Below are 23,570 nucleotides of genomic sequence, written 5' to 3'. Positions count from 1 at the left end.
TCAATTCAGACAAGGAACGCTCTACTTTCACCCGCAACGAATCGAACCAGCTGGAGCCTGCCCGTGCCGAAAGTCTTTTATGCGCCTGCCTCACCTTATAGTACCAAGGTACGGATGGCCGCCCATTATGCGGGATTTCCCGTCGAGGCGGTGCAGATCGATACCAATCTCGAGCCGGAAGAGCTCATAAACGTCAATCCGCTGGGGAAGATCCCGACACTCATCCTCGACGACGGTTCCGCCATCTTCGACAGTCGCGTGATCACGCAATATATCAACCGGGTCTCCGGCAACAAGCTGTTCCCGCGCAACGCGCAGAAGCGGCTGGAAGCGGAGCAGCTGGAATCGCTGGCCGACGGACTTTGCGACGCCCTGCTGGCGCATGTCTACGAACGCCGGTTCCGGCCGGAGGAAAAGGTGCATCAGCCCTGGCTCGACCGGCAATGGGGCAAGGCCCTGCGCGTGCTCGACACCTTGAACAATGCGCCGCCGCGGCTCGGCAAGAAGATCCATGGCGGCCATATCGCCATCGCGGCCGCCCTCGCCTATGCCGACCTGCGCTTTCAGGGCAAATGGGAAAAGGGGCGCTCCAAGCTGAAGCGCTGGCAGAAGCGCTTTGCCGAGCTGCACCCGGAGCTGGCGGCGCTACTGCCGAAATAGGGCACAAAAAAAGCCGGATGGTTTCCCATCCGGCTTCTTCGTCAGGTCCAGGCTGATCAGAACTTGTAGCCTACACCGAGGCGAACCTCGTTCGTCGTCAGCTTGTTGGATACTTCATCGGCACCGCCGAGATCATAATCCTTCTTGCCGTAGTCGCTGTAGCGATATTCGACGCGGCCAACGACGTTCTGGGTGATCTTGGCTTCGGCGCCAGCACCGACGGTCCAGCCGACATGGGTGTTGGAGTCGCTGCCCGTATCGGTGGAAAGCTTGTTCTCGGTGACGGCAAGACCACCGGTGCCATAGAGCAGGACCGGATCGAGCGCGACACCGGCACGGGCACGCACCGAGCCGTTCAGGCCCTGCTTGGCGGTGTAGCCGAAATTGCTTTCCTTGGCATTGGCGTAGCCGAGATCGGCTTCGGCACCATAGACGAACTGGCCGTTCTGCATGTTGTAACCGCCATAGGCGCCACCGCCGAAGCCATCGGCATCGAGCTTGCCTTCGTCCGTCTTGTTCTTGCTCCAGTTATAGCCGCCATAGACACCGACATAGGCGCCATCCCAGCCGGACGGCTGTTCCATGGGCAGGGCCTCGGGCGCCGGAGCCTGTTCGACGACGGCATCGGCGGCAAGAACGGGGGCGGAGAGCGTCAGCACGGCCGCCGAAGCGAGGATTATTGTTTTAAGAGTGCGCATCGCAATCTCCTTTTCATAACTCTTTACGCAGCGGGCGCCGGCTGGGGGAACCATGAACGCACCCGCTTTTACGAGCCGGACATTCGCCTCCCATTGTGGCGGGACTCGTGCCGGAGTGTGAAAAGAAATCGTCGGGAAAATGGCCGAAATGCGATGTGTTTTTTGAGCAACAATCGAGTTTTCTGAAGTTATCAATGCAGTTTGCAGCAATGCAAGGAATAATTGATAAAGTCACTTCTTATACAGTCATAGAATACCCGATATGCAAGTTTGCCATCAATATATTATACTTAATCAATGCTTAATACTGACCTCCGCATGCCCGAAGTTATTTGACATATCGCAATCCGCATCCGATCCGGCGCGGAACAGCGCGATAGACTGCGTCTGTTCATTACTGACCTTTGCCACTCGCGCTTTGCCGGGCCGGTGCCTATATTCGGGGCTGAATCACTATCCAGGGAGAATAATGTGAAGACCGATCGAACCGTTGCCCTCGTGACAGGCGGCGCCAAACGTATTGGCAAAGCCATCGTGGAGCACCTGGCCGATCAGGGCTTCGCGGTGGCCATTCACTGCAACCGGTCGAAAGAGGAAGGCGAAGCGCTGCTGGCAGGGATAGAGGCGCGTGGCGGCGCCGGCTGCGTGGTCGCGGCCGACCTGACGGAGCCGAAGGCGGTGCGCGAACTGATCCCGCAGGTGCAGGCGGCGCTCGGCACGGTGAAGCTCCTCGTCAACAATGCCTCGGTGTTCGAGGAAGACGGCATCGGCAAGCTGGCGGACGATCGCGTCTGGGACCGGCATTTTGCCGTTCACAGCAAGGCGCCGGTGCTTCTGGCGGATGCTTTTTCGGCGCAGTTGCGCGACAATGGCGAGGACGGGCTGATCGTGAACATCATCGACCAGCGCGTCTGGAAGCTGACGCCGCGGTTCCTGTCCTATACATTGTCCAAGGCGGCGCTGTGGACCGCGACGCAGACGCTGGCGCAGGCACTTGCGCCGCAGATCCGCGTCAATGCGATCGGCCCCGGCCCGACAATGCAGAGCGACCGGCAGGACCGCGACGATTTCGCCCATCAGGTCAGCTCGCTATTGCTGCGCCGTGGCGCCGAACTGTCGGAATTTGGCCGCACGATCTGTTATCTATGGGAAAACAGGTCGATCACGGGGCAAATGATCGCCCTCGACGGCGGACAGCATCTGGCGTGGGAGACGCCGGATTCCATGGGAATGGCAGAATGAACGAACAGGGCAAGCTCACTCCCGGCCAGCAAGAGCCGGAGCGGGAAGCAGCAGAGATGGAGCCGTCCGGCATCGACGCGGCGGCGGAACTGCCGCGCGACACGACCGCGCTCATCAGCGCCATCGAATGGGATTCGGCCGAGGCGAGCGACGGCACCAGCGGCGCGGACGTCATTGCCGGGCTGGTGAAGCGCCTGCCCAACAAGCCCGGCGTCTATCGCATGTTCAACGAAGCGGGCGACGTGCTCTATGTCGGCAAGGCGCACAGCCTGAAGAAGCGCGTTTCCAATTATGCACGCGGCCAGGGACACAATAACCGCATCGCCCGCATGATCCGCGAAACGGCGAAGATGGAATTCGTCGTGACCCGCACGGAGACCGAGGCGCTTCTGCTCGAGGCCAACCTTATCAAGCGCTTGCGGCCGCGTTTTAACGTGCTGATGCGCGACGACAAGTCCTTTCCCTATATATTGCTCACCGCGCCGAAACGGGGCGAGCGGCGGATCGTGCCGGGCATCTTCAAGCATCGCGGCGCGCGGTCGAGCAAGGGCGATTATTTCGGGCCCTTTGCCTCCGCCGGCGCGGTCGGGCGGACGATCAACGCGCTGCAGCGGGCGTTCCTGCTGCGCACCTGCACCGATTCATTCTACGAGAACCGCACCCGCCCCTGCCTGCTCTACCAGATCAAGCGTTGCTCCGGTCCCTGCACCGGCGAAATCAGCGATGCGGATTATGACGAGCTCGTCGACGAGACGAAGGCCTTCCTGTCCGGCAAGAGCCAGGCGGTGAAGACGCATATGGCCAATGCCATGCGCGAAGCCTCGGCCGATCTCGATTTCGAGCGCGCCGCCATCTATCGCGACCGGCTTTCGGCGCTGTCGCAGATCCAGACCCATTCGGGCATCAATCCGCAATCGGTGGAGGAAGCCGACGTTTTCGCCATTCACCAGGAAGGCGGCGTCACCTGCATCCAGGTCTTCTTCTTCCGCACCGGCCAGAACTGGGGCAACCGCGCCTATTACCCCAAGGCGGATTCCTCCCTGTCGCCGGCGGAAGTGCTCGGCGCCTTCCTGTCGCAGTTCTACGACGACAAGCCCTCGCCCAGCATGATCCTCCTGTCGGAAACGGTCGAGGACCAGGACCTGCTGGCGGCCGCCCTCACCGCGCGCTCCAGCCGCAAGGTCGTCGTGACGGTGCCGCAGCGGGGCGAGAAGAAGGAACTCGTCGAACATGCGCTGAGCAATGCGCGCGAGGCGCTGGGCCGCCAGCTGGCGGAAACGTCGTCGCAGGCGCGGCTGCTCAAGGGCATGGCGGAGACATTCGGGCTCGACCGCGTGCCGCGCCGCATCGAGGTCTATGACAATTCCCACATCATGGGCACGAATGCGATCGGCGCCATGATCGTCGCCGGACCGGAAGGCTTCGTCAAGAACCAGTACCGCAAGTTCAATATCCGCTCGACCGAGATCACGCCCGGCGACGATTTCGGCATGATGCGCGAGGTGATCGAGCGCCGCTTCAGCCGGCTGGTGCGCGAACAGGGCACGCCGGAGGACAAGGACGTTGCGAAAAAGGATGTTCCCGCCGACGATCTCGACATCGAGGACGACGACGATCCGGATGTGTTCCCGTCATGGCCCGATGTCATCCTGATCGATGGCGGCCAGGGCCAGATGAGCGCCGTGCGCGGCATCCTGAGCGAGATGGGCATCATCGACAAGGTGACCGCCATCGGCGTCGCCAAGGGTGTCGATCGCGATGCGGGCCGCGAAAGGTTCTTCATGGAGGGCAAGCCGGCCTTCACGCTGCCGCCGCGCGATCCGGTGCTGTATTTCCTGCAGCGCCTGCGCGACGAGGCGCACCGTTTCGCCATAGGCACGCACCGGGCAAGGCGCAAGAAGGAGATGGTGAAGAACCCGCTCGACGAAATCGCCGGCATAGGTCCCTCGCGCAAACGCGCATTGCTGCATCAATTCGGCACGGCCAAGGCGGTTTCGCGCGCCGCTGTCGAAGATTTGATGAAGGTCGACGGTATATCGGAAGCGATGGCCATTACAATCCGCGATCATTTCCGTACATAGGAGATGAATTTCGGCAAGCGGAACGATTCCCGATTGGAATCGGACCGCGGGATGTGATTCATCGACACATTTAAGCCGGAGTCGACGATGATGAACTTGACCTTTGGCAGGCTTGGCCGTTTCTTGAGGCCGCGAACTGATTGGTAGACACGAGATGCCCCGGAATAACAACGCCTACTCCCTGCCCAATATCCTGACCTATGCGCGCATAATCTGCGTGCCGCTCGTCGTGCTGTGCTTCTTCCTCGAAGGACGGCTGCAATCGAGCGATGCGGCGCGGTGGGGCGCACTGGCGATCTTCGTGGCCGCAAGCATCACCGATTTCTTCGACGGCTATCTCGCCCGCATCTGGAAACAGACCTCGACCATCGGCAGGATGCTCGATCCCATCGCCGACAAGCTGCTCGTCTCCGCCTGCCTGCTGCTTCTGGCCGCCGACGGCACGATCGCCGGCTGGTCGCTGTGGGCGGCGATCATCATCCTGTGCAGGGAGATCCTGGTTTCGGGCCTGCGCGAATATCTGGCGGAACTGAAAGTCAGCGTGCCGGTCAGCCGTCTCGCCAAGTGGAAGACGACGATCCAGATGGTCGCCGTCGCATTTCTGCTGATCGGCCCGGCGGGCGACAAGATCGTCCCGGTCGTCACCGTGCTCGGCATCGTGCTGCTATGGAGCGCGGCGCTGATAACACTCTATACCGGCTGGGATTATTTCCGGGCGGGACTGAAGCATGTCGTGGACTGACAGGGCGCGAAACCGCCGCTCCTGTCCGCAAGGGAAAGGCTCCAAGCCATGACCAGACTGATCTATTTCGCATGGGTTCGCGAGCGCATCGGCAAGGGCGAGGAGGAGATCGAGCTCGATCCCTCCATCGCTACCGTCGCCGATCTCCTGTCGCACCTGAAGTCGCGCGGCGACGGCTATGCGGCCGCGCTCGAATATCAGGACGTGATCCGGGTGGCGATAAACCAGGAACATGTCGATCACGACGCTCCGGTGCGGGATGCGCGCGAGATAGCGCTGTTTCCGCCGATGACGGGGGGATGAGATGTCCCGCCTTCGCATAGAGGTGCAGCGCGACGATTTCGACATCGGCGCCGAACTGGCGCTCATCGCCGCGCAGGACAGCAATATCGGCGCCATCGTCACCTTCAGCGGCCTGTGCCGCGACGAGGCCGGAACGCTCTCGGCGCTCGAGATCGAACATTATCCCGGCATGGCGGAAGCCGAGATCCGGCGCACCGCACTGGAAGCGATGGAGCGCTGGCCCCTGACCGGGCTGACCATCATCCACCGCTACGGGCTTGTCCGGCCCGGCGACAATATCGTGCTGATCCTCGCCGCCTCGACGCACCGCCATGCGGCATTCGACGCCGCATCGTTCCTGATGGACTATCTGAAGAACACGGCGCCGTTCTGGAAGAAGGAACATTTCATCGACGGCACCGATGGCGGCTGGGTCGAGGCCAAGTCCCGGGACGAGGATGCGTTCAAGCGGTGGCACAGCCTGTGAACCGGCTCGCCATAGCATCGCTGGCCGTGGGCTTTGCCGCCGTGCTGCTGTTCTTCCTGCTCGCCGCCCTGAACTAGCTCCCCCTGCTGAACTACCGGCAATAAAAAACCGGGCACGGGGCCCGGTCTTTTCAATTTCGACGATCGATTGCGATCAGCCGACGATCTCGGTTCCGGAGAACCAGTAGGCGATCTCCTCGGCAGCGGTTTCCGGCGCGTCGGAACCATGCACGGAGTTTTCGCCGATGGAGAGAGCGAAGGTCTTGCGGATCGTGCCCTCATCCGCATTTGCCGGATTGGTCGCGCCCATGACTTCGCGATTGCGGGCAATGGCGTTTTCGCCTTCGAGCACCTGGACGACCGTCGGGCCGGACGACATGAACTCGACGAGCTCGCCGAAGAAGGGACGATCCTTGTGCACGGCGTAGAAGCCTTCTGCCTCGCGGAGGCTCATCCACACGCGCTTGGACGCAACGACCCGCAGGCCGGCCTCTTCCAGCTTCTGCGTGATAGCGCCGGTGAGATTGCGGCGGGTAGCGTCAGGCTTGATCATCGAGAAAGTGCGTTCAATTGCCATGGAATGAGAACCTTGTCTTCTGGGGAACGGGAAGCGGCTCTATAGCGACAGGCGCTGCATTTGCCAAGAGCTTCGCGCTATTTGCCCAGAGCTCTGCCAAGAGCTTCGCGCCATTTGCAAAGAGCTGGCGGCGCCGGTCGGGGCGAAACCGCGACAATGCCCTTGCGAAAGCCGGTATTCCAGTGCAAAAGCGCCGGCATGCTTATTCTCGACGATATATCTGTCCGCATGGCGGGCCGGCTCCTGATCGACCATGCGAGCCTCAATCTTCCCTCCGGCACCAAGGCCGGCCTCGTGGGCCGCAATGGCGCGGGCAAATCGACGCTGTTCAAGGTGATCACCGGCGAAATGCACGCGGAAACCGGCGAAGTGCACCTGCCGCGCAACCTGAAGATCGGCCAGGTGGCCCAGGAAGCGCCGGGCACGGAGGATTCGCTGATCGAGATCGTGCTCGCGGCCGATACGGAACGCACCGCGCTTCTCGCCGAAGCGGAGACCGCGACGGACCCGCACCGCATCGCCGACATCCATATCCGCCTTGCCGATATCGATGCGCATTCCGCCGAAGCGCGCGCCGGCGCCATCCTGTCCGGCCTTGGCTTCGATGCCGAGGCGCAGAAGCGTCCCGCTTCGTCCTTTTCGGGCGGATGGCGGATGCGCGTCGCCCTCGCATCGGTGCTTTTCGCCGAGCCGGACCTGCTGCTGCTCGACGAGCCGACCAATTATCTCGATCTCGAAGGCACGCTCTGGCTCGAAGACTACGTGCGGCGCTATCCGCACACGGTCATCCTCATCAGCCATGACCGCGATCTTCTGAACTCGGCGGTGAATTCGATCGTCCATCTCGACCAGACCAAGCTGACGCTGTGGCAGGGCAATTACGACCAGTTCGAGCGGCTGCGCAGCGAGGCGCTGGAACTGCAGCAGAAGCAGCGCACGAAGCAGGAGGCCCATCGCAAGCACATGGAGGCCTTCGTCGAGCGCTTCCGCGCCAAGGCGTCCAAGGCGAAACAGGCGCAGTCGCGCCTGAAGGCGCTGCAGAAGCTGAAGCCGATCGCCGCCGTCATCGAGGATCATGTCCAGCCGTTCCATTTTCCCGAACCGGCAAAAATCGTCGCCTCGCCGATCATCGCCATCGAGAGCGGCAGCGTCGGCTATGAGCCGGGCAAGCCGATCCTCAGGCAGCTGAACCTGCGCATCGACGCCGACGACCGCATCGCCCTGCTCGGCTCGAACGGCAACGGCAAGTCGACCTTCGCCAAGCTGATCAGCGGCCGGCTTCCGCTGGATGGCGGCAAGATGACCGTCGCGCCGAACCTGAAAATATCGTTCTTCGCCCAGCACCAGCTCGACGACCTCATCCCCGAGGACAATGCGATAGAGCATGTGCGCAAGCTGATGCCCGATGCGCCGGAGGCCAAGGTGCGGGCGCGCGTCGCGCAGATGGGCCTTGCCACCGTCAAGATGAACACCGCCGCGAAGGACCTTTCCGGCGGCGAGAAGGCGCGGCTGCTGATGGGTCTTGCGACCTTTGACGGGCCGAACCTGCTCATCCTCGACGAGCCGACCAACCATCTCGACATCGACAGCCGCGAGGCGCTGATGCACGCGCTCAACGATTTCGACGGCGCTGTCGTCCTCATCGCCCATGACAGGCACCTGATCGAAGCGACGATGGACCGGCTGTGGCTGGTGCGCGACGGCGGTGTCGCGCCCTATGACGGCGATCTCGATGCCTATCGCGCGCTCGTGCTTGCCGATGCCAAGGCGGAGCGATCCGGAAACAGGATCAATGCCGAGGAAGGCCAGAAGCTGAGCAAGGCGGAGCAGCGCAAGCTCGCCGCCCAGAAGCGCGAGGCGCTGAAGCCGCTGCAGAAGAAGATCCAGGAAGCCGAGGCCAAGATGCAGCGCTTCCAGAAGAAGATCGACACGCTGCAGGAGCAATTGGCCGATCCGGTGATCTATACGCGCGAACCGGCAAGGGCCACGCAGATCGGCAAGGAGATCGGCTACGCCAAATCCTCCCTCGCCGTCGCCGAGGAGGAATGGCTGGCGCTTTCGAGCGAATTCGAGGCGGCAATGGCGGAACTCTGATCCGCCAGCGCCGCCCTCTTCTTCATCGGCAGCGCATAGCCGGCAATGAGCGCCCCTATCCCGATGATTGTCGAGACCATGAAGATCGCCATGGTGGCGCTGCGCAATGCTTCCGGACTGGCGGCCAGCGGATAGCCGACCGCATTGGCGGCGAGGCCGGCAATGGCCGCGCCGATGGCATAGCCCGCCGATTGCAGCGTCGGCAGCAGCGCCGAGGCCCGGTCACGCTCGCCGCTGCGCGCGGATTCCATCACCGCCTGGCTGAGGAAGCCCCAGCTGATGCCGAAGCCGGTGCCGATGCTGACCTGGCCGGCCATGACGACGGCAGGAACGTCGAGCGCGAAGCCGGCGACGATGATGGCGAGACCGGCGACGAGCAGCGTCGGTCCGAGCCGGATCAGCCAGGCGCGCTTGCGCTGGCTGTGGATATTGGCGACGAGGATGGCGCAGAGGCTCCAGGCAATGGCGAAGGTCGCATAGAACGTCCCGGCCATGGTCGGGCCGTAGCCCCACAATTTCTGCAGGGTCATGACGAGGTAGACGGCCGTGGCCGCCTGCGCGACGGGCATGAACAGCACGATCCACAGGCCGATGCCGACGGTCGTATTCAGCGCGAAGGCATCGGACGGGAACAGCGGCGTCCGGCTCCGGCGGTCGATGATGACGACGGCGGCGAGAACGAGCGCGGCGCCGGCGACCAGGCCGATCTCGAGCGCCAGCGTTCCCGCGATGCTGGCGAGCGCCACCTGCATGATGCCGCCGCCGATCGCCGCCAGCCGCAGGAACGGCACCGATAACGGGCCGGAAGCGCCGGAAAAGCGCGGCACGATGCGCAGCACCAGCGCAATGAAGATCAGCGACAGCGGCACATTGACGAGGAAGGCGGCGCGCCAGGAGAGATGCTCCGTCAGGAGGCCGGAGATCAGCGGCCCGCCGAAGGCCGCGATGGCCCAGACGACGGCTTCCGCGCCGAATACCTTGGCGACGAGGCGCGAGGGGAAGAGCTCGGGAATGAGCGCATAGCAAATGGCCGCGATCACGCCTTCGCCGAGGCCCTGCAGCGCCCGGCCGACCAGAACCTCGGTCATCGATGAGGCGAAGGCCGCGACCAGCGTGCCGGCGAGGAAGACGAGCGCCGAGGCGACCAGCGTCGATCGCGCCCCGAGCCGTGCCTTGAGCAAGGCGCCGGCGGAGCCGCCGACGATGGAAAGCACGAGGTAGAGCGTGAAGGCCCAGGAAATGAGCGCGAGCCCGCCGATCTCCCCCACCGCCGTCGGCAGCGAGGTGGAAACGAGGAACCCGTTGAAGGCAAACAGCGCGACACCGAGGCAAAGCGTGGCCGTTGCGGCGGAATAGCGCGCCGTCAAAAGCTCCGACCAGCTCGCATCGCCCGTCCCGTTCGACTCAACCATCACCGCCCCCTAATAAAACAAGTTTCGCCTATGCCATCAGGCCGCCTGATCTTGCCCGCGTTGCCTGATGCGACAGGCCGTCCCGATCATCGATCCGCGATGAAACTGTAGAGCATCGGGCTCATGAACCGGTCGCCGACGCGCCAGTAGTCGCGCAATGGCCCGCCCTCCAGTTCGAAGCCGAGCCGGGTGACAAGGCGGATGGAAGCCGCATTGTCCGGGTGGATGGTGGCGGCGATGCGGTGCATCTGCAGGCGGTCGATCGAATAGCGCATCAGCGCCCGCACGGCCTCGCTCATCAGCCCGCGGCCATGATGGTCCGGCCGCAGGATATAGCCGATCTCCAGCCGGCGATTGCCCGCCTCGCGATGGTGATAATTGACCATGCCGAGGCACTCGTCGCTGGCCTTGTCGGCCACCGCCCACGCCATGGATTCCGCCGGCGTGGCGGGCTTTGCCAGCTGGCGCACCCAGCCGCGCGTCTCCTGTATGTTGCGGCTCAAGGGGCAATCCCAATAGCGCAGCAGCCGCTCGTCGCCGAGGCAGGCATGCAGGCCCGCATCGTCGCCGAGGTCGAACTGGCGCAGCCGCAGACGCTCGGTGACGAGCGTCGGCACCCTCATGACCTGCCCCATCTCGGCGGCTCCGGCTGCCGCGCGGCGCGCCGGTTGCGGCTGCGCGACCAGAGCAGGCCTGCGATCGACAGGATGATGAGCGCTATGCCGGCCGGAAGGATGCGCTTGTCCACCGCCACCGCCCCCCTGCGCAGCACGAGATCGACGCGCGCCACCTGGAGCCCGTCATGATCGCCGGGCCCGATCGTGAACAGGTAATCGCCGCTCTCCACGGTTCCGATATCGCCCATCGTGTCGCGGTAGACCCGCGGCCCCTGCGGCGAGCCGCGATTGGTGACCTGCGCACCGGCATAATTCAGCGTCTCGACCAGCACGTCCCTGCCGGCCCGCGTCACGACGCCGGTCAGCGCCGTCCGTCCCGATGCGGGCACGAAATCGCGCACCGGCTGCATGTCGACGAAGACGCGCACCGGCGCATCGGCGGCATCGAGATGGACGCGCACCGGCCTGAAGCCGCTGGCGCGGTCAAAAGCCTGCCAGCTGCCGATTTCCTGGCCGGAGAAATGCGTCATGGCGAAGGGATAGCCGAGGCCGGCGACAATGCCGATGACGAGAAGCAGGAGAAACAGGACGCGCATGGTTCAGGTCTTCTTCTCCCAGCGTCCCTCGGCATTCTGCTGCCAGTAGGTCAGCGAATGGCCCTCCTCCTTCAGCCGCCGCCACTGCTCCCTCGCCTGTTCGAGCTGCGACTGGTCGTGGCCGTCGAACATCAGCACCAGCCGGTCATAGGCCCCGGCATTGGCGGGCACCGCGCCGTCGACCAGGAAACGCACCGTGGCTCCGTTCGGATTGCCCTCTCCCGTGGTCAATATCACCGGCTGCTCCTCCGGATTGGCTTCGAGATCGGTGGCATGGGCGAGAAACGACGCATCGGACCAGGTCCAGAGATGATTGTCGAGACTGTCGCGCCTTTCCTCGCTGCCGGTCTGCACGACCACCTTCCAGTTGCGCTCCAGCGAACGCTCAACCAGTCCCGGCAAGGCGTTTTCCAGCGTCGATTCGGTCAAATGGTAGAAAAGGATTTCGGTCATCGGGGCCAATTCGCTATCTGGTCGGTATCTGGTCAATATCTGGTGTGGCGGGATCTGGTCGCCGCCATGAAGCTGGCGGAGCGCAGGCCGTTCCACCATTCACGCAAGTGCGGCTGCTCGTCAATCAGCGATGCGCCGAGCGGCACGCTGTCGGCGGCGGCAAATGTGCTGGCGATGTAGAAGGTCGCCAGCGTCGGCTCGCGGAATGCCGCCCGTGGAGAGGCGCGCTCGAACCCGGCCAGCACCTGCAGCACGCGGCGGGCGCCCGCCACGTCCTCGCCCTGCGCCGCCGCACCCTCGCGCCAGTAACCGGGCACGTAAATGCCCCAGACAAGCGGGCGATAGCCGTAATTGTCGATGATGCGCATGAGCTGGCGCATATGGGCGCGGTCGAGCGGATCGGCCGGCGTGAGGGTGGGTCCGCCGCCGATATCGTCGAGATAGCTGACGATCGCATCGGTCTCGTAGAGATGCTGCCCGTCTATTTCCAGCGCCGGAATGCGCTTGAAGGGATGAAGCGCCCCATAGTCCGCCGGCAATTCGCCGCCCTCGAACGGGTCGGCATGTATTTCGGCGAAAGCCATGGCCTTGACCGTCAGGACGAGCCTGACGATCCGGGCATAGACGCTTTCGGGCAGCCCGTAGAGGCGGATATCGCTATCCTTCATAATGATCGCGCACCAGCCGTTCCAGCAGCCGCACGCCGAAACCCGAGGCCCAGGACTGGCTGAACTCGTTGCCGGGCGCGCCAATAGCCGTTCCGGCAATGTCGAGATGCGCCCAGGGCGTATCGCCGACGAAGCGCTTGAGGAACTGCGCGGCGATGATGGCGCCGCCGTGACGGCCGCCAATATTCTTCATGTCGGCGTTCTTCGTATCGATCAGCTTGTCATATTCGGGGCCGAGCGGCATGCGCCAGAGCTTTTCGCCCGTCACCTGGCCGGCATCGAAGAGTTGCACCGCCAGCTCGTCATCGTTGGAAAACAGCCCGGCATGATGGACCCCGAGCGCCACCATGATGGCTCCCGTCAGCGTCGCAAGGTTGACCATGAATTTCGGGTTGAACCTGTCATTGCAGTAATAGAGCGCGTCGGCGAGCACGAGGCGGCCTTCCGCATCCGTATTGAGCACTTCGATGGTCTGGCCCGACATGGAAGTGACGATATCGCCCGGCCGCTGCGCATCGCCGCTGATCATGTTCTCGACGAGGCCGACAATGCCGATGGCGTTCACCCTGGCCTTGCGCGCCGCCAGCGCATGTATCAGCCCGGTCACCGCCGCCGCGCCGCCCATGTCGCCCTTCATTTCATCCATGCCGGCGGCAGGCTTGATGGAAACGCCGCCCGAATCGAAGGTGACGCCCTTGCCGACAAAGGCGATGGGGCGATCCTTGCCCTTGCCGCCCTTCCATTCCATCACCGCCAGCCGCGCCGGCCGCGACGAGCCCTGCGCAACGCCGAGCAGCGAACCCATGCCGAGCTTCTTCATCTCCTTTTCGGTGAGGATCTCCACCTTGACGTCGAGCTTCTTCAATTCCTCGATGCGCTCGGCGAATTCCACCGGGCCGAGAATATTCGCCGGCTCGTTGACGAGATCGCGCGCCAGCGTCACGCCGGCGGCCACGGCCTCCGCCTCGGCGAACGCCTTCCTGGCGGCCTGCGGCTCGGCGACATGGATGGTGATGCGCGCCGGCGCCGGCTTTTCGCCATCTTCGCTGTCCTTCACGGTCTTGTACTTGTCGAAGCGATAGGAGCGCAGCAGGATGCCGAGGGCGAAATCCGCCGCCTCCTCCGCCGAGACCTCGCGATCCGGCAAGGCGAGCACCACGGAAGCGGCCGTTGCCTTGCCAAGCTTGGCGAAGGCTGCGCCGCCGATCTTCAGCCAGTCGTCGCCCTTGAGCTTGCCGGTATCGCCGACGCCCGCCAGCACCAGCCGGTCGAGCTGCGTCCCCGCCGGGGCGATGGAAGTTGCGACTGCGGCTATTTTTCCCTTGAAGTCCGACACATCGATGATACGCGACAGGACGGCCGCGGCAGCCACAGATTCGGCCTGCGCAGCGGCCTTGCCTCCGGCATTGACGAGCAGGACAGCGGTCGCGCTGTCAATGGCGCCATGCTTCGCGAAACTGATGGAAATGCGTTTGGACATGATATCTCCGATATGAACAAAACGTGATTTTCTTCTTCATCGAAGTTGATGAATGAAGGATGGGGGCGAGGACAAGCGCGGCAACACCTTGTTAACCAGTTTTCTTCGCCTATTTTTAGCCAAGCCTGACTAGATTGAAACCAAGTCGGGTATGTTGAACATTTAACGGGTTCTTCCCAGAATGCCACGGGCTGCGTGGCGATAATAATATGCCGGCTCCCGGACCGGTCAGTCTAACAAGGTGGCGGAACCCTAGCGAACCATGACATGCGCCTGATCGAGATATATATCTTACGACGCATCGTCGTCATGTTCCTGGCCGTCCTGCTGTCCGCAGTGGGCGTGACCTGGGTCGTGCAGGTGCTCGGCCGGATCAATTTCCTCACCACCAGCGGCCAGAGTTTCTTCTATATCGTCAAATTCAGCTCCAACCTGCTGCCGTCGGCCTTTCCGCTGGTCATGCCCTTCGCGCTCGTCATAGCGGTGACGCAGACGCTATCGACGATGAACCAGGATTCGGAGCTCGTCGTCATCAATGCCGCCGGCGCGCCCCGCTCGGCGGTCATCCGGCCGGTGTTGCTGTTTGCCGCCGTCGTTTCGGTGATATCGTTCCTGATCGCGAATTTCGTCGTGCCCTATTCGCAGCTGAGCATGCGCCAGATGATCGCCGACGCCAATGCGGATGTGATCAACCTCGTGGTGCAGCAGGGCGCCTTCCAGGAAGTTGCCGACAATCTCTATATCCAGATCGAGAATCGCGGCTCGAACGGTTCGATCAAGGGCATGTTCGTCTCCGATTCGCGCGATCCGACCACCGACCTCATCTATTATGCCAAGGAAGGCCTCGTGGTCGAAACCGGCACCCAGAGCCTCATCGTCATGAAGGATGGCGAGATCGAGCGGCGCGACGTGCAGACCGGCGATGTGTCGATCATCAAGTTCAACACCTATGCGCTCGACCTCGCGGCTTTCGTCGCCGCGGACGAAGACAACGAGCCGACGCTGTTCGCCAAGGACAGGACGCTGGGCGACCTGCTCAACCCCGATCCCAATGACAAGCAATATCAGCAGAATCCGCTGCGCTACACGTCGGAACTGTTCAAGCGCTTCACCGAATGGAGCTATTCCTTCGTCTTCGCGCTGATCGCACTGGCGGCGGCGGCGGATTCGCGCTCGCATCGCGAGGCGCGCATATCGGCGTCCTTCACCGCGATCACGCTGTGCCTCATCATGTTCTGGCTGGTCTATTCCGCCGGGCAGAATGCGCACAAGAACGCGCTGCTGCTGCCGACGCTGGTGATCATACCGCTGGTTTGCGCACTTGCCGCAACCTATGCACTCTATACGCATCGCCAGATCGGCATACCGGACAAATGGGCGGACTGGATGAAGAACAATTTCGCCGCGCGCCAGGCCGCCTTTGCCGGCGCCAGCTCCAGATTGCTCAACCGCAGGCGCCGGGGGTACAGGAAATGATCGGCTGGACGCTCGGGCGCTACTTCTTCCTCCGCTATGTGACGATCACCTGCTACTTCCTGCTCGGAAGCTTCGCGCTGGCGCTGATCCTCGATTATACCGAGCTTTCCGGAAAGCTTTCGTCGCTGCCGGACTATTCGCCGCTGGCGGCCTTCGGCATCTCGGCCATGCGCATTCCCTTCATCATGCAGCAGGTCTTTCCGTTCATCGCGCTGTTCTCGGCGATGGCGACGCTCATCTCGCTCAACCGCAAATATGAGCTCGTCGTGGCGCGGTCCGTCGGCGTCTCGGCCTGGCAGTTCCTGCTGCCGGCATGCACCGGCGCGCTGCTGTTCGGCCTCATCGCCATCCTGCTCGTCAATCCGCTCGCCGCCTATGGCTATGAGCGCAGCGAGCAGATCACCGCCGCCTGGCGCGCCGGCAAGGACAATAGCGTGGACACCGAGCGCGTGCCGTGGCTGCGGCAGCGCACCGAGGATGGCGAGACCATCATCGGCGCCAAGTCCATCGTCAACCGCGGATTGCGGCTGGTCGACGCCACATTCGTCCGGCTCGACCGGAATCAGGACATAACGGAGCGCCTCGACGCCCGGACGGCCGACCTGAAGGACGGCTACTGGCAGCTCGACGGCGTGACGAAATTCGTGCTCGGCGAGACCCCTGCCCCGATGGATTCGGTGCAGATCCCGACGCATCTACGTCCTGAATTCGTTGAGGAAAGTCTGGCGAAGCCCGAGACCATTCCTTTTTTCGAGCTGCGTAACAAAATTGCCGCAGCCCGCTCTTTCGGCTATTCGGCCAACGCATTCGACATGCATTTCCAGTCTTTGCTGGCTCTGCCGGTGCTTTTGATGGCGATGACTTTGATCGCCGCAACCGTTTCCCTCAAATTTGTTCGCTTCGGGCAATCGGGAACGATGATTCTGGGTGGCGTACTCGCAGGCTTCGTGCTTTATGTCGTCACAGTTGTAGTCAAGGCTTTCGGCAATGCGGGTTTCGTACCGCCTTTCGTAGCCGCATGGACGCCAGTGTTGATCGCAACATTCTTTGGGGTCTCCTTTTTGTTGCATAAGGAGGATGGTTAGAGTGGGATTGAATGTAACGCGCTCGGTATTGCCGACGTGGTTCGCACGTTTGTTGTGCGGCACGGCCGTGCTATGCCTTGCGGGCGGGATTTCGCTCCCAGCCTATTCCCAGACCAATGATGTGCTTGCGGGTTCCGTCGAGACCAATCCGAATGCCCAGCTGCTGCTGGAATCGGACGAGCTCGTCTATGACATCAACAACAAGACCATTTCGGCCGTGGGCGGTGTGCAGATCGATTATGACGGAAACCGTCTCGTTGCCCGCCAGGTGACCTATGACCAGAAGACCGGCCGCCTCAAGGCGATGGGCAAGGTCGAGATCGTCGAGAAGGACGGCAACAGGATCTATGCGGAAAATCTCGACATCACCGATGATTTCCGCGAAGGCTTCGTCAATGCGCTGAGGGTTGAATCGGCCGACAATACGCGTTTTGCCGCCGAGAGCGCCGAACGGGTCGCCGGCGAGATCACCCTGTTCAACAATGGCATCTACACCGCCTGCGAGCCGTGCCGCACCGATCCGGGCAAGGCGCCGCTGTGGCAGGTGCGGGCGCAGAAGATCGTCTGGAACGGCAAGAAGAAGACCATCCGCTTCGAGCGCGGCCGCTTCGAGATGTTCGGCATGCCGCTGGCATTCCTGCCGGCATTCGAGATCGCCGATCCATCCGTCAAGCGCAAGACCGGCTTCCTCATGCCGAGCTATCGCTATGAGGACGAGCTCGGCTATGGCGTGACCGTCCCCTATTTCTGGGCGCTGGCCCCGAATTACGACCTGACGCTGACCGGCACCTATTATACCAAGCAGGGTTTCCTCGGCGAGGCCGAATGGCGCCACCGCCTGGAGAATGGCGAATACACGCTGAAGATCGCCGGCATAAGCCAGCAGAATCCGCATGAGTTCCGCACGGACGAAGAGGCGGATTACGAGAATTCAGGCCGCGGCATGGTTGCGTCGAGGGGTGCGTTCACGATCAATCCGCGCTGGACCTTCGGCTGGAACGCCATGGCACAGACCGACAAGGCCTTTGCCTATCGCTATGGCATCGAGGATTATTCCGGCTACAACATCACCAACGAAGCCTACCTGACCGGGCTGCACGATCGCAATTATTTCGATCTGCGCTTCTATAGCTTCCTGGTCCAGGAATCGATCGACGACGACAATGACGCGTCCGCCGATGCCCGCCAGCCATGGGTGCTGCCGAGCATCGACTATGCCTATACGCCGACGCAATCGGTTGCCGGCGGCGAGTTGAATTTCGACGTCAACGTCGTTGCGCTTCATCGCGACAACACCGACGGCTCATTGGTCGAAGGCCTCACCCGCGAAGGCTATATTTCCGGCATGAAGGGCAATTATGGCCGCGTGACCGCCGAGGCGGAATGGAAGCGCTCGCTGGTAACGCCCGGCGGCCTGGTGCTGACGCCCCTTCTCGCGCTGCGCGGCGATGGCCTTTATGTCGATTCCGAAACACCGGAGATCGCCAGCGACGATGGTTTCCGCGGCATGGCGACAGCCGGGCTCGAGGCGCGCTATCCGATCCTGTTCACTGCCGGCAGCTCCAGCCACGTGCTGGAGCCGACCGCGCAGCTCTTCGTCCGCAACAATGAGCGCTATGCCGGCGATTTGCCGAACGAGGACGCGCAGAGCTTTGTGTTCGACGCATCGAGCCTGTTCGATCGCGACAAGTTCTCCGGCTATGACCGCATCGAAGGCGGCACCCGCGCCAATATCGGCATAAGATATTCCGGCACCTTCAATAATGGCCTGACGCTGAACGGCATATTCGGCCAGTCCTACCATCTCGGCGGCCTGAATTCCTTCGCGACCGAGGACTTCGTCAATGCCGGCGCGGAATCGGGCCTTGAAGACGATGTTTCGGATTATGTCGCCATGCTCGGCGCCAATTACGGTGCCTTCAACCTGACCACGGGCGGACGCTTCGACAAGGACACGTTCGAGGTGCGGCGCGCCGAATTGGCGACGATGACATCCGGCCGCTATGGCATGGTCTTCGCCAAATATGCCTTCATCGACGAGCAGCCGACCTATGGCTTCCTCCAGGATCGCCAGGAAGTGACCGTTGGCGGCTCGGCCAATATCGCGCCGAACTGGCGCGTGCTTGGGTCCGGCACCTATGACCTCGTCTCGGACACGCTGGTCAGGCGCACGGCAGCGCTCGCCTATGACGACGAATGCTTCACCTACATGATGTCCTACAGCCAGGAACAGCCGGTGACGTTCGATGGCGGCCAAGGCGAGAAGACCACCACTTTCGGCTTCAATATTTCGTTCCGGACGCTGGGCGAAATTGGCAAACGCGCCGATATCGGCGGGATTTGATCGTTTCCGCGACCGGCCGCACTTGCGGCCAGTCATGCTTTTGCCTTAGTAAACAACTAGTCAACGCACAAAGCGCCAAACAAGGCCTTGCCCCCTTGGGGCTGGCCCATTGATCGGATATAATGGGATATGATGGTGAGGAAACACATTCTTGCAGCAGTGATGGCGACAGCTCTCGGTACCGGCCTGGCAATGGCACCGGCAACCGTGCTTGCGAGCGAGGTGAAGGTCATCGTCAACGGCACGCCAATCACCGATTATGATATTTCCAAGCGCTCTGCCTTCCTCAAGCTCCAACGCAAGAAGGGCGGCCTTGCCAACATGGCCCGCGAGGAACTGGTCGACGAGGCGCTGAAGCGCCAGGAATTGCGGCGGCTCAACCTTCTCGTCGGCGATACCGAGGTCAACGAGGCGTTCGAGCGGTTTGCCAAGAGCAACAAGATGACGCTTACGCAGCTGACCGGCGTTCTCGACAAGGCCGGCGTTACGCCCGGCCACTTCAAGGAATATATCCGCATCCAGATGAGCTGGGGCCGCGCGCTTTCGGCGCGCAACCGCTCCCAGGGCGGCCTGAAGTTCACCGAGCAGGAAGCGGTTCAGCGCATGCTCAAGGACGGCGGCAAGAAGCCGGTTTCGACCGAATATCAGCTGCAGCAGGTGATTTTCGTCGTCCCCGCCAACAAGCGCGAGACGATTGCCCGCCGCCGCAGCGAGGCGAACGCCATGCGCGCCAAGTTCAGCGGCTGCGATCGTACGCGCGACATGGCCAAGGGCACGCTGGACGTGACCGTGCGCGACCTCGGCAAGTTCATCGAGCAGGAATTGCCGCCGGAATGGGCCGACAAGATCAAGGCCACCTCCGTCGGCCATGCGACCGCCATCCAGGACACCGACAAGGGCGTCGAGTTCCTCGGCATCTGCGCCACAAGGCAATTGTCCGACGACCGCGTTGCGCGCATGGTCTATGCGCAGGAACAGCAGGGGGAAGGCAAGAACGCCACGGCGGAAGCGATCGACAAGAAATACATGGAAGAGCTGCGCGCCAAGGCGAAGATCGTCAACGGATAATCACCCAGACAAGCGGATGAATGCCATCTGGCGCGCGCCGCGCCCATGGCGGTGAGCGGGAACTGTTCATGACACGTGCCATTGCCGTCAGTTGCGGCGATCCATCCGGGATCGGGCCGGAAATCGCCATCGCCGCCTGGAACCTGCGCACGAAGCTCGGCCTGCCACCCTTCTTCCTCATTGCCGATACGGCGCTCCTGACCGCGCGAAGCCAGCTGACAGGCCAATTCTGCCCGGTCGAAGCCTGCACACCGGAGGACGCCGCCGCGATATTCGAGCGGGCGCTGCCCGTTGTTCCGCTGAAGCATGCGTTCCGCGACGATCCGGGCGTTCCCCTTGCCGGCAATGCCGCCGGCATCATCGAATCCATCGAACGTGCGGTCGGCCTCACCCTGCAAGGCAAGGCACGGGCGGTCGTCACCTGCCCGATCTCGAAGAAGCCGCTCTACGAAGCCGGATTCGCCTTCCCCGGCCATACGGAATTCCTGGCGCACCTCGCGCAGGCCCATCTCGGCAGGCCGGTGACGCCGGTGATGATGCTGGCCGGTCCGCTGCTGCGCGCCGTGCCGGTGACCATCCACATTGCCCTGCGCGAGGTTCCTGCCGTGCTGACGAGCGCCATGATCGCCGAGACCGCGCGCATCACCGGCGCGGCGCTGCGCAACGAGTTCGCCATCGCCCGCCCGAGGCTCGCCATTGCCGGGCTCAACCCGCATGCGGGCGAAGGCGGCAGCATGGGCAGCGAGGACGAGAGCATCGTGCGCCCGGCGGTGGAGGCGCTGAGCGCCGAAGGCTGGTCGGTGCAGGGTCCGCTGCCTGCCGATACGATGTTCCATCCGGCGGCGCGGGAAACCTATGATGCGGCGATCTGCATGTATCACGACCAGGCGCTGATCCCGGCCAAGACGCTGGGCTTCGACGACAGCGTGAACGTGACGCTGGGGCTGCCCTTCGTGCGCACCTCGCCCGATCACGGCACCGCCTTCGGCATCGCCGGCAAGGGCATTGCCAAGGCGGACAGCTTCATCGCGGCGCTGCGGCTGGCCGACCAGCTGGCAGGCAACAGGGAGGCGGCGGCATGAGCATCGACAGCCTGCCGCCCTTGCGTGAGATCATCGAGCGCCATGGCCTGATGGCCAGGAAGTCGCTCGGCCAGAATTTCCTCTTCGATCTCAACCTGACCGCGAAGATCGCGCGGCAGGCGGGCGAATTGCAGGACCATACCGTGATCGAGGTCGGTCCGGGGCCCGGCGGCCTGACGCGGGCGCTGCTGGCGCAGGGCGCCAAGGTGATCGCGATCGAGCGCGACCCGCGCTGCCTCGCGGCGCTGGAGGAAATCGAGCAGCATTATCCCGGCAGGCTGCAGGTGATTTCCGGCGATGCGCTGGAAACCGACTTTGCCGGCCTTGCCGATGGCCCGGTCAAGATCGTCGCCAACCTGCCCTATAATGTCGGAACGCAATTGCTGATCGGCTGGCTGCTGGCCGAGCCGTGGCCGCCCTTCTACCAGTCGCTGACCCTGATGTTCCAGCGCGAGGTGGCGGAACGGATCGTCGCCCGCCCGGGTTCGGATGCCTATGGCCGGCTCGGCGTCCTTGCCGGCTGGCGGACCGAGGCGCGCATCACATTCGACGTGCCGCCGCAGGCGTTCACGCCGCCGCCGAAGGTCACCTCCTCCGTCGTGCACCTGACGCCGCGCCAGTCGCCGCTCCCCTGCGATGCCGCCGTGCTCGGCAAGGTGACGCAGGCCGCCTTCGGCCAGCGCCGCAAGATGCTGCGCCAGAGCCTCAAACCGCTTGGCGGCGAGGCTCTTCTCGCCCGCATCGGCATAGATCCGACGCGGCGCGCCGAGACATTGTCGATCGAGGAATTCGTTTCCATCGCCAATGCTTTATGATGATTGGGCTTTATGATGCCTGGGCTTTATGATGCCTGGCTGAAGCGGGACTTCAGTCCAGCTGTTCGTCCAGCAGCGTATTGACGAAATCGAACAGGCCGGGCGAGCGATCGCGGCGCAGGCGCTCGGCGGTGACGATCGACTGGACCTGGTGATAGGCGCGGTCGAGATCGTCATTGACGAGAACATAATCATAGGAGCGCCAGCGCTCGATCTCGTTGCGCGCATTGCGCAGCCGGGTCTCGATGACCTCTTCCGTATCCTCGGCGCGGCGATGCAGGCGCTGCTTCAGCGCGGCCATGGATGGCGGCAGGATGAAGATGCTCACCACGTCGCCCTTCATCTTCTCCTGCAATTGCAGCGCGCCCTGCCAGTCGATGTCGAACAGCATGTCCTGCCCGTCGGCCAGCGCATTCTCCGCCGCCTGGCGCGGCGTGCCGTAGAAATTGCCGTGGACTTCGGCCCATTCGATCAGTTCGTCGCTGTCGCGCAGCCGCTCGAACTCGCGGATGGTGATGAAATGATAATGCACGCCGTCGATCTCGCTGGGGCGGCGCGGGCGGGTGGTCACGCTGATCGACAGCGCCAGTTCGAGCTTTTCCTTGTCGTTCAGCAACAGCCGCGCAATGGTGGATTTCCCCGCGCCCGACGGCGACGACAGCACGAGCATCAAACCGCGCCTTTTGATCAGATTTGTTGCGTTGGGCATGATTACTCCAGATTCTGTACTTGCTCGCGCAGTTGATCGACGGCCGCCTTCAGGTCAAGTCCGATGGAGGTGATGGAAGCGGCATTCGCCTTCGAACACAGCGTATTGGCCTCGCGGTTGAATTCCTGCGTCAGGAAATCCAGCTTGCGGCCGACGCCATTGCCGTCGTCCAGCAGCGCGCGCGCCGCCGCCACGTGCATTTCCAGCCGGTCGAGCTCTTCCTGGATGTCGGCCTTGGTGGCGAGGAATGCCGCCTCCATGTGCAGGCGGTCGGCATCGAGAGCCGGCGCGGCGTCGAGCAGCAGCGTCACCTGCGCCGCGAGCCTTGCCTTTATCGCCTCGATGGAACGGCTCGGATCGAGCTTCGCCCGCGCCACCAGCGCTTCCACCGCATCGACCTGCGCACCGAGAATGGTACCGAGAGCCCGGCCCTCGGCGCGGCGCGTCTGCGCCAGCAGTTCCAGCGCCTCGCCGAGCACGACGAGCGCGGCGCTTTCGAGTTCGGCCTGTTCCTTGGGTTCCGGCACGTTCTGCGGCGCTTCGAGCACGCCGCGCAGCCCCATCAGCCCCTCCGGCGTCGGACGCGCGAGATTATGCTCCTCGCGCAGCCGCTCGGCGATGGCGGCGAGTTCGCGCAGCAGCGGCTCGTTGACGATGGGACGCCCGGCATCGCCGCGCCCCTCGATCGTCAGCCCCGCCTGGAAATTGCCGCGCTTGAAATGCTGGCCGAAAAGCGCCCGCGCCTTCTGCTCGATGCCCTCGAAACCGGGCGGCAGGCGAAAACGCACGTCCAGCCCCTTGCCGTTGACCGACTTGATCTCCCACGACATCTGCGCTCCGGCAACGGTCCGGAGGTGACGGGCAAAACCCGTCATGCTCTGCAATGACATCCATCCCCCTCAG

The 23,570-nt window shown here is 63.1% G+C and carries 22 protein-coding genes and 1 pseudogene; 13 read left to right on the top strand and 10 right to left on the bottom strand.

All coding sequences use genetic code 11. The annotated features are described in order from the left end of the window. Window positions 1-63: 63 nt before the first annotated feature. Entirely contained in the window at window positions 64-660 is a 597-nt protein-coding gene (locus OSJ75_RS15790) for a glutathione S-transferase (RefSeq protein WP_267228692.1), read from the top strand. A gap of 56 nt (window positions 661-716) precedes the next feature. On the opposite strand, the gene OSJ75_RS15785 is transcribed toward OSJ75_RS15790, so the two are convergent. After that, window positions 717-1,358: an outer membrane protein gene (locus OSJ75_RS15785; protein ID WP_250018279.1), complete on the bottom strand. Its 642-nt coding sequence runs from the start codon at window positions 1,356-1,358 to the stop codon at window positions 717-719. Window positions 1,359-1,829: 471 nt separating this feature from the next. On the opposite strand from OSJ75_RS15785, the gene OSJ75_RS15780 reads away from it, so the two are divergent. From OSJ75_RS15780 to OSJ75_RS15760, 5 genes and pseudogenes are all read left to right on the top strand, one after another. Next, window positions 1,830-2,600, top strand: a complete 771-nt coding sequence (locus OSJ75_RS15780; protein ID WP_267228691.1) for an SDR family oxidoreductase — start codon at window positions 1,830-1,832, stop codon at window positions 2,598-2,600. Next, the gene (uvrC, locus tag OSJ75_RS15775) at window positions 2,597-4,681 is read left to right on the top strand and encodes an excinuclease ABC subunit UvrC (protein ID WP_416362576.1); all 2,085 of its coding nucleotides are present in this window, start codon (window positions 2,597-2,599) and stop codon (window positions 4,679-4,681) included. The genes OSJ75_RS15780 and uvrC overlap by 4 nt, the downstream gene beginning before the upstream one ends. A 154-nt stretch (window positions 4,682-4,835) precedes the next feature. Further along, the gene (pgsA, locus tag OSJ75_RS15770; RefSeq protein WP_250018281.1) at window positions 4,836-5,423 is read left to right on the top strand and encodes a CDP-diacylglycerol--glycerol-3-phosphate 3-phosphatidyltransferase; all 588 of its coding nucleotides are present in this window, start codon (window positions 4,836-4,838) and stop codon (window positions 5,421-5,423) included. A 48-nt stretch (window positions 5,424-5,471) separates the two neighbouring features. Continuing rightward, window positions 5,472-5,726, top strand: coding sequence for a molybdopterin converting factor subunit 1 (gene moaD, locus OSJ75_RS15765; protein ID WP_250018282.1), 255 nt, complete (start codon window positions 5,472-5,474; stop codon window positions 5,724-5,726). Next, window positions 5,723-6,192 (top strand): annotated as a pseudogene (locus OSJ75_RS15760) (molybdenum cofactor biosynthesis protein MoaE). Before moaD ends, OSJ75_RS15760 begins: the two are co-directional and overlap by 4 nt. A gap of 153 nt (window positions 6,193-6,345) precedes the next feature. Here the strand turns inward: OSJ75_RS15760 and ndk are convergent. Continuing rightward, the gene (gene ndk / locus OSJ75_RS15755; protein WP_250018284.1) at window positions 6,346-6,768 is read right to left on the bottom strand and encodes a nucleoside-diphosphate kinase; all 423 of its coding nucleotides are present in this window, start codon (window positions 6,766-6,768) and stop codon (window positions 6,346-6,348) included. Between the two features lie 198 nt (window positions 6,769-6,966). Between ndk and OSJ75_RS15750 the strand changes: the two genes are divergently transcribed. Beyond that, window positions 6,967-8,862, top strand: coding sequence for an ABC-F family ATP-binding cassette domain-containing protein (locus OSJ75_RS15750; RefSeq protein WP_267228789.1), 1,896 nt, complete (start codon window positions 6,967-6,969; stop codon window positions 8,860-8,862). Here the strand turns inward: OSJ75_RS15750 and OSJ75_RS15745 are convergent. From OSJ75_RS15745 to OSJ75_RS15720, 6 genes are all read right to left on the bottom strand, one after another. Next, a complete protein-coding gene (locus tag OSJ75_RS15745) occupies window positions 8,778-10,274 on the bottom strand; it encodes an MFS transporter (RefSeq protein ID WP_267228690.1) in 1,497 nt (498 codons plus the stop codon). The genes OSJ75_RS15750 and OSJ75_RS15745 overlap by 85 nt on opposite strands. An 86-nt stretch (window positions 10,275-10,360) precedes the next feature. Then, complete coding sequence (locus OSJ75_RS15740; protein ID WP_250018288.1) at window positions 10,361-10,909, bottom strand: GNAT family N-acetyltransferase; 549 nt, start codon at window positions 10,907-10,909, stop codon at window positions 10,361-10,363. Continuing rightward, window positions 10,894-11,487, bottom strand: coding sequence for a hypothetical protein (locus OSJ75_RS15735; protein WP_267228689.1), 594 nt, complete (start codon window positions 11,485-11,487; stop codon window positions 10,894-10,896). Before OSJ75_RS15735 ends, OSJ75_RS15740 begins: the two co-directional genes overlap by 16 nt. A 3-nt stretch (window positions 11,488-11,490) precedes the next feature. Beyond that, a complete protein-coding gene (locus OSJ75_RS15730) occupies window positions 11,491-11,940 on the bottom strand; it encodes a DNA polymerase III subunit chi (protein ID WP_267228688.1) in 450 nt (149 codons plus the stop codon). Window positions 11,941-11,972: 32 nt separating this feature from the next. Next, on the bottom strand, window positions 11,973-12,608 hold the full coding sequence (locus OSJ75_RS15725) for a glutathione S-transferase family protein (protein WP_267228687.1): 636 nt from the start codon (window positions 12,606-12,608) through the stop codon (window positions 11,973-11,975). Continuing rightward, entirely contained in the window at window positions 12,598-14,088 is a 1,491-nt protein-coding gene (locus OSJ75_RS15720; RefSeq protein WP_267228686.1) for a leucyl aminopeptidase, read from the bottom strand. The genes OSJ75_RS15725 and OSJ75_RS15720 overlap by 11 nt, the downstream gene beginning before the upstream one ends. 267 nt (window positions 14,089-14,355) lie before the next feature. Here OSJ75_RS15720 and lptF point away from each other — a divergent pair, with 267 nt between their 5' ends. The 6 genes from lptF (at window position 14,356) to rsmA (ending at window position 21,958) form a co-directional block, all read left to right on the top strand. Further along, on the top strand, window positions 14,356-15,564 hold the full coding sequence (lptF, locus tag OSJ75_RS15715; protein ID WP_250018293.1) for an LPS export ABC transporter permease LptF: 1,209 nt from the start codon (window positions 14,356-14,358) through the stop codon (window positions 15,562-15,564). Further along, a complete protein-coding gene (gene lptG, locus OSJ75_RS15710; RefSeq protein WP_267228685.1) occupies window positions 15,561-16,649 on the top strand; it encodes an LPS export ABC transporter permease LptG in 1,089 nt (362 codons plus the stop codon). Before lptF ends, lptG begins: the two co-directional genes overlap by 4 nt. A 1-nt stretch (window position 16,650) precedes the next feature. After that, window positions 16,651-18,993, top strand: coding sequence for an LPS-assembly protein LptD (locus OSJ75_RS15705; protein WP_267228684.1), 2,343 nt, complete (start codon window positions 16,651-16,653; stop codon window positions 18,991-18,993). A gap of 129 nt (window positions 18,994-19,122) precedes the next feature. Further along, the gene (locus OSJ75_RS15700) at window positions 19,123-20,061 is read left to right on the top strand and encodes a peptidylprolyl isomerase (protein WP_323748389.1); all 939 of its coding nucleotides are present in this window, start codon (window positions 19,123-19,125) and stop codon (window positions 20,059-20,061) included. Window positions 20,062-20,129: 68 nt separating this feature from the next. Then, window positions 20,130-21,143 carry a 4-hydroxythreonine-4-phosphate dehydrogenase PdxA gene (gene pdxA / locus OSJ75_RS15695; RefSeq protein ID WP_267228682.1) on the top strand — a complete coding sequence of 338 codons (1,014 nt, stop codon included), beginning with the start codon at window positions 20,130-20,132 and terminating at the stop codon, window positions 21,141-21,143. Next, entirely contained in the window at window positions 21,140-21,958 is an 819-nt protein-coding gene (rsmA, locus tag OSJ75_RS15690) for a 16S rRNA (adenine(1518)-N(6)/adenine(1519)-N(6))-dimethyltransferase RsmA (RefSeq protein ID WP_267228681.1), read from the top strand. Before pdxA ends, rsmA begins: the two co-directional genes overlap by 4 nt. A 52-nt stretch (window positions 21,959-22,010) precedes the next feature. On the opposite strand, the gene gmk is transcribed toward rsmA, so the two are convergent. After that, complete coding sequence (gene gmk / locus OSJ75_RS15685) at window positions 22,011-22,667, bottom strand: guanylate kinase (protein WP_371929626.1); 657 nt, start codon at window positions 22,665-22,667, stop codon at window positions 22,011-22,013. 2 nt (window positions 22,668-22,669) lie between these two features. Continuing rightward, window positions 22,670-23,557 (bottom strand): YicC/YloC family endoribonuclease, encoded by an 888-nt coding sequence (locus tag OSJ75_RS15680; protein WP_267228680.1) that lies wholly within the window; start codon window positions 23,555-23,557, stop codon window positions 22,670-22,672. Window positions 23,558-23,570: the final 13 nt, after the last annotated feature.

It is taken from the genome of Phyllobacterium sp. 0TCS1.6A (genome assembly GCF_026420825.1).
GTDB lineage: Bacteria > Pseudomonadota > Alphaproteobacteria > Rhizobiales > Rhizobiaceae > Phyllobacterium.
The sequence above is the reverse complement of the archived record's forward strand: the minus strand, read 5'-3'. Positions and strand labels throughout refer to the sequence as shown.

What these genes read in the sequence shown, in the direction of transcription:
- OSJ75_RS15720 (WP_267228686.1), bottom strand. Translation starts at nt 14,088, where the DNA reads ATGTCCAAACGCATTTCCATCAGTTTCGCGAAGCATGGCGCCATTGAC.
- moaD (WP_250018282.1), top strand. Translation starts at nt 5,472, where the DNA reads ATGACCAGACTGATCTATTTCGCATGGGTTCGCGAGCGCATCGGCAAG.
- OSJ75_RS15725 (WP_267228687.1), bottom strand. Translation starts at nt 12,608, where the DNA reads ATGAAGGATAGCGATATCCGCCTCTACGGGCTGCCCGAAAGCGTCTAT.
- lptG (WP_267228685.1), top strand. Translation starts at nt 15,561, where the DNA reads ATGATCGGCTGGACGCTCGGGCGCTACTTCTTCCTCCGCTATGTGACG.
- lptF (WP_250018293.1), top strand. Translation starts at nt 14,356, where the DNA reads ATGCGCCTGATCGAGATATATATCTTACGACGCATCGTCGTCATGTTC.
- pgsA (WP_250018281.1), top strand. Translation starts at nt 4,836, where the DNA reads ATGCCCCGGAATAACAACGCCTACTCCCTGCCCAATATCCTGACCTAT.
- pdxA (WP_267228682.1), top strand. Translation starts at nt 20,130, where the DNA reads ATGACACGTGCCATTGCCGTCAGTTGCGGCGATCCATCCGGGATCGGG.
- OSJ75_RS15785 (WP_250018279.1), bottom strand. Translation starts at nt 1,358, where the DNA reads ATGCGCACTCTTAAAACAATAATCCTCGCTTCGGCGGCCGTGCTGACG.
- rsmA (WP_267228681.1), top strand. Translation starts at nt 21,140, where the DNA reads ATGAGCATCGACAGCCTGCCGCCCTTGCGTGAGATCATCGAGCGCCAT.
- OSJ75_RS15745 (WP_267228690.1), bottom strand. Translation starts at nt 10,274, where the DNA reads ATGGTTGAGTCGAACGGGACGGGCGATGCGAGCTGGTCGGAGCTTTTG.
- OSJ75_RS15750 (WP_267228789.1), top strand. Translation starts at nt 6,967, where the DNA reads ATGCTTATTCTCGACGATATATCTGTCCGCATGGCGGGCCGGCTCCTG.
- OSJ75_RS15740 (WP_250018288.1), bottom strand. Translation starts at nt 10,909, where the DNA reads ATGGGGCAGGTCATGAGGGTGCCGACGCTCGTCACCGAGCGTCTGCGG.
- OSJ75_RS15680 (WP_267228680.1), bottom strand. Translation starts at nt 23,557, where the DNA reads ATGTCATTGCAGAGCATGACGGGTTTTGCCCGTCACCTCCGGACCGTT.
- gmk (WP_371929626.1), bottom strand. Translation starts at nt 22,667, where the DNA reads ATGCCCAACGCAACAAATCTGATCAAAAGGCGCGGTTTGATGCTCGTG.
- OSJ75_RS15730 (WP_267228688.1), bottom strand. Translation starts at nt 11,940, where the DNA reads ATGACCGAAATCCTTTTCTACCATTTGACCGAATCGACGCTGGAAAAC.
- ndk (WP_250018284.1), bottom strand. Translation starts at nt 6,768, where the DNA reads ATGGCAATTGAACGCACTTTCTCGATGATCAAGCCTGACGCTACCCGC.
- OSJ75_RS15700 (WP_323748389.1), top strand. Translation starts at nt 19,123, where the DNA reads ATGATGGTGAGGAAACACATTCTTGCAGCAGTGATGGCGACAGCTCTC.
- OSJ75_RS15735 (WP_267228689.1), bottom strand. Translation starts at nt 11,487, where the DNA reads ATGCGCGTCCTGTTTCTCCTGCTTCTCGTCATCGGCATTGTCGCCGGC.
- uvrC (WP_416362576.1), top strand. Translation starts at nt 2,597, where the DNA reads ATGAACGAACAGGGCAAGCTCACTCCCGGCCAGCAAGAGCCGGAGCGG.